Raw genomic sequence first — 4458 nt, forward strand, 5'->3', positions numbered from 1 at the left:
GTGTCACGCGCGGACGCCGCGAAGGCGTCCAGGACCGCCGCGGCCTGGGTGGTCCGCCCGGCCTGCGCGTGGGCGCGGGCCTGGTCGAGCCGGACCGTGAGCCGCTGTTCGCCCTGGGCCGTGACGAGCCCCTCGGCCCGCAGTCGCGGGATGAGCGTGCCCAGGTCGCCGAAGGACGTGCGGGTCGTGAAGCGCACGGTCCTCACCGTGGTGTTGCCCGCGGCGTCCCGGGCCGTGACCGTCAGGTCGTGGCCGCCGAGCGGCAGCCGCCAGAGGGTCAGCGGCTGTCCCGAGGTGACCGCGGACCCGTCGAGCGTGGTGGTGGCGGTGGCCCCGCCGGACACCGGGTCGGTCGCGGCGATCACCGGGGCCGGGCGGGTGGAGTCGCCGTACGTGCCGTCCGCGTCGAGCCCGGTGACGGTCACCGTGGGCCCGGTGCGGTCGATCCGTACGGTGAGGCTGCCGACCTCCGAGACGTTCCCGCCGCTGTCGGTCGCCCGGTAGCGGACCGAGGTGACGCCCTCGGTGGACAGCGTGACGGCCGCGTTGGCGGCCAGCCAGGTCGTCCCGCCGTTGACCGAGTACTGGCGGCTGCTGACCGTCCCGTTGTCGGTGGCGGCGACGTTCAGTGTCACGTTGCCGGTGTACCACCCGTTGCTCCCGGTGGGCTGCGCCGGATTGAGCGTGGCGGTCGCCTTCGGCGGGGTCTTGTCCGCGACGCCGGCGCCCTGGAAGGTCAGGGAGTCCAGCTCCACACCGCCGGAGGTGGTGACGTACAGGCGTCCGCTGCCCGACGGGGCGCCGGCGAGTGAGGTGGTCACGGTCCGCCACCCCTCACCGGCCGGTACGGACACGGTGGCGAACGGCTCCGCGTCGGCCGCGTTCCACCGCAGCGCCAGCGTCCCCGCGCCGGACGCGCGGGTCTGCACGCCGGTGATGCCGGCGAACGAGACCGGGTCGTACGCGATCCAGTCGCCCTCGTCGAACGAGGTCACCTTGCGCTGTCCCGACGCGGTGGTGTCGTCGGTGACGGTGATGCCCTGCGAGGTGTCGTAGTGCTCGCCCTGCATCAGCGCCGGGTTGAGGACGACCTGGGCGTCGCCGGCGGCCGGCGGGACGCCGCCCGCGCCCTTGTCGGTGTATACGATCCCGAGGACGCCGAAGACGTTCTCGGTGTCCCCGTGCCCGGCGTCGGCCGGGGAGACGACCGCGCCGGTGCAGCCCGTTCCGCTGTTGACGGGGTGACCGTGCTGGTTGTGCCCGAGGCCGAAGGTCCAGGCGACCTTGGCGCAGTCGATCGCGGCGCCGTCCTCCGGGTCGTTGATGTCGACGCCGTACGGAACGGCGTCGCCCCAGGTGAAGAAGCCGCCGTCGGGGGGTGAGGTGATCCGTACGGTCGGTGCCGTGTTGCCCACGGATATCTGACGGCTCGTCAATCCCGTCTTGCCCTGCGGGTCGGTGACCTTCAGGCGGGCCTGGAACTGTCCGTTCTCCGTGTACGTGCGGGTCGCCTGGGGACCGCTGGCGTCGAAGGTGCCGTCACCGTTCAGGTCCCACTGGTAGGTGAGCGCGCCGCCCTCGGGATCGGTGGAGGCACCCGCGTCGAAGGAGACGGCCAGCGGGGCCTGCCCCGACGAGGGAGTCGCCTTGACCACCGCGGTCGGGGCCTTGTTGCCCTCGGCGTAGTCGATCCGGTAGAGACCCGCGTCGGGGTTCTGCCGGAAGAATCCGTCGCCGTAGTCGAGCACGTACAGCGCGCCGTCAGGACCGAACTCCATGTCCATCGGGTTGTCCCACGGCGGGATGCCGTTCTCCGAACGCTCGCTGTTCGGCAGGACGTTCTCCAGCTTGCTCACCGGCCCGTCGGGGCCTTCGAGCGTCAGGGCGGCCACGTAGTCCTGGGAGAACTCGCCGAAGAACGCCTTGCCGTTCCAGTACTCGGGGAACTTCCCCGGAGCCGGGTTGTCCGCGTCGTAGTGGTAGACCGGTCCGGCCATCGGGGCCTGGCCGCCGGGACCGCCGGGACCCCGGAAGGCGGTCAGTTCCGGCCACGGCTGATCGGTGTCCCGGTCCCCGTACCAGAGGGTGGCCGGGGCGGCGGGCGGCAGCTGGGTCAGACCGGTGTTCCACCGGGAGTCGTTGACCGGCGCCGCGCAGTCGAAGGCCGGTCCCGGAGTCAGCGTGGCGAAGTCGAAGTCCCGGTACGGGCGGGTGTTGTCGCCCGTGCAGAACGGCCAACCGCTGTTCATCGCCTTGGTGGTGGTCTGCCACTCGACGTAACCCATCGGCCCCCGGTCGGGATTGGCGGTCCCGGCGTCGGGTCCGTAGTCGCCCCACATCACGGCGCCCGTCGTCCTGTCGACCGTCATCCGGTACGGGTTGCGCAGCCCCATCACGAAGATCTCGGGACGGGTCTTCGCGGTCCCGACGGGGAACAGGTTCCCGTCCGGGATCGTGTAACTCCCGTCCTCCTGAACGGAGATACGGAGGATCTTGCCCCGGAGGTCGTTGGTGTTGCCGGAGCCGCGCCGCTCGTCGAGGCCGGGGTTGTAGGTGGCCGCGTCGTTGATCGGCGTGTATCCGCTGACGTTCGGGCCGGACGCCGGGGTGTTGCCACCGGTGGCCAGGTAGAGGTTGCCGTCGGCGTCGAAGTCCACGTCTCCCGCGACGTGGCAGCACTGGCCGCGGTTGTGGCCGACCCGGATGATCTCCTGCGCGGAGGCCGGATCCAGCTTGTCACCTGTCCACTTGTAGCGGACGAGGCTGTCGTACCCCTTCCACCGGTCCCAGTACGAGTCGTCCTGGCCGGCCGGGAGCCGCTCCGGCGCCGAACCCGTCGGTGTGTCGAGCGGCGGCGAATAGTAGAGATACACCCACTTGTTGGTGGCGAAGTCGGGGTCCAGGGTGACCGTCTGGAGACCCATCTCCGAGTTCTGGTACACGTCGATGTGATTGACGACCTTGGTCACACCGCTGCCGGGATCGGTCAGCCGCAGATCCCCGTTGCGGGCGGTGTGCAGGACTCTGCTGTCGGGCAGAACGGCGAGATCGATCGGCTCGCCCGTGTCCTTGGTGAGCGTCACCTTCTCGTAGTTCGCCCAGTCCAGGGCGTGTTCATGGTCGGGATGCGCCTGCGCCGCGGGGGCCAGCCCCACCGCGCCCAGTGCGGGCAGCGCGGTGAGGAGGACCCCTGCGATCAGGCGTCTCAGGGTACGGTGCACGGCGATCGCGTCTCCTAAGGTCGCTGGGCGGGTTCGGGAGTGTGCGGGGACGCGCCCTAGCGGTTGAGGAGTGTCTTGATCGCGGTGAAGCTGCGCTCGGCCGCGCCGAGCGAACCGGGCGGATTGGGCAGGGTGTTGGGGGCCGTGTCCTGCTCCCAGATCCCGACGTGGCTGGCCCGCGGTCCGATGTCCCGGATGAACTTCTCGTACGGCAGGTCTCCCGCGCCGAACTCGACGATGTCGTACCCGTCCGCCTTCGACGGGTTGGCGTCGCCGTCCTTCAGGTGGAACAGCGGGTAGCGGTACGGCTGGTCGCGCACGTACGCGGCCGGGTTGAAACCGGGCCAGCGGTGCTGACCGACGTACGCCCAGTAGATGTCCATCTCCAGATAGACATGGCGCGGGTCGGTGTTCCTGAGGAAGACGTCGTACAGCCGGACCGACGGCTGGTCGGTCGCGAAGGCGAACTCGCCCGCGTGGTTGTGCTGGTAGAGCTTGAGGCCGCGCGCGGTGGCCGCCGCGCCCCAGGTGTTGAACTCCTCGGCCGCCGCGAGGTAGCCCGCGACGGTGTTGTTGCCCGAGGGGGCGTTGGCGGTGCCGATGTGCGGCATGCCGAGGATCTGCGCCGAGTCCAGCTCGCCCTGGAGGTTGGTGCGCAGGTTGCCGATGCCGACATGACTGCCCACCGCCCGCAGCCCGTTGTCGTCCAGCAGGCGGCGGATCTCCTGGAGGGTGATCTGCCGGCCCAGGATGGAGGTGTTCTGCGTGTACCCGGCGAACTCGATCTCGCGGTAGCCGATACGCGCCAGTTCGGCGAGCACGACGGCGAAGCCGAGCGAGGTGACCTTGTCACGGATGCTGTAGAGCTGGATGGCGATGCGGTCCTTGGGGATGGACAGGCCACTCGCCGCGGCGGCGGTGGTCGCCCCCACGCCGGTGACGGAGGTGGCGGCGAGCGCCACGGTGGTGCCTGCGGTGGCTCGCAGGAAGGCTCTGCGGTCGAAGGACTTGCTCATGTGGCCCACGGTCACTCCTGAGGTATGCGGCCGGGAAGATCTGGGGGTGCGCCGGTGCGACGGCGCCGGACTGCTTCGGTTGCGCGGGGAGGCGCTGGTACGGGGAGGCGCTGGCACGGGGCGTGCGCCCCGTACGGGCTACAGGTCGGAGTCGCCCGCCGCGCTCGCGTCAGCCCGCGCGTCGGCGGCCCGCTGCTCGACCTTCTTCGCGAGGGCGTCCC

The 4458-nt window shown here is 70.7% G+C and carries 3 protein-coding genes; 1 reads left to right on the top strand and 2 read right to left on the bottom strand.

The genetic code is table 11. The features are described 5' to 3' along the window. On the bottom strand, positions 1-3221 hold a 3221-nt coding region (locus tag GT042_RS12880), incomplete at its 3' end, for a PQQ-dependent sugar dehydrogenase (protein ID WP_345943756.1). Positions 3222-3277: 56 nt separating this feature from the next. Next, complete coding sequence (locus GT042_RS12885) at positions 3278-4237, bottom strand: sugar phosphate isomerase/epimerase (protein WP_161308842.1); 960 nt, start codon at positions 4235-4237, stop codon at positions 3278-3280. Between GT042_RS12885 and GT042_RS39035 the strand changes: the two genes are divergently transcribed. Further along, on the top strand, positions 4236-4458 hold a 223-nt coding region (locus tag GT042_RS39035), incomplete at its 3' end, for a hypothetical protein (protein WP_237530753.1). The genes GT042_RS12885 and GT042_RS39035 overlap by 2 nt on opposite strands.

Origin of the sequence: Streptomyces sp. SID3212 (assembly GCF_009865405.1) — a bacterium.
GTDB lineage: Bacteria > Actinomycetota > Actinomycetes > Streptomycetales > Streptomycetaceae > Streptomyces.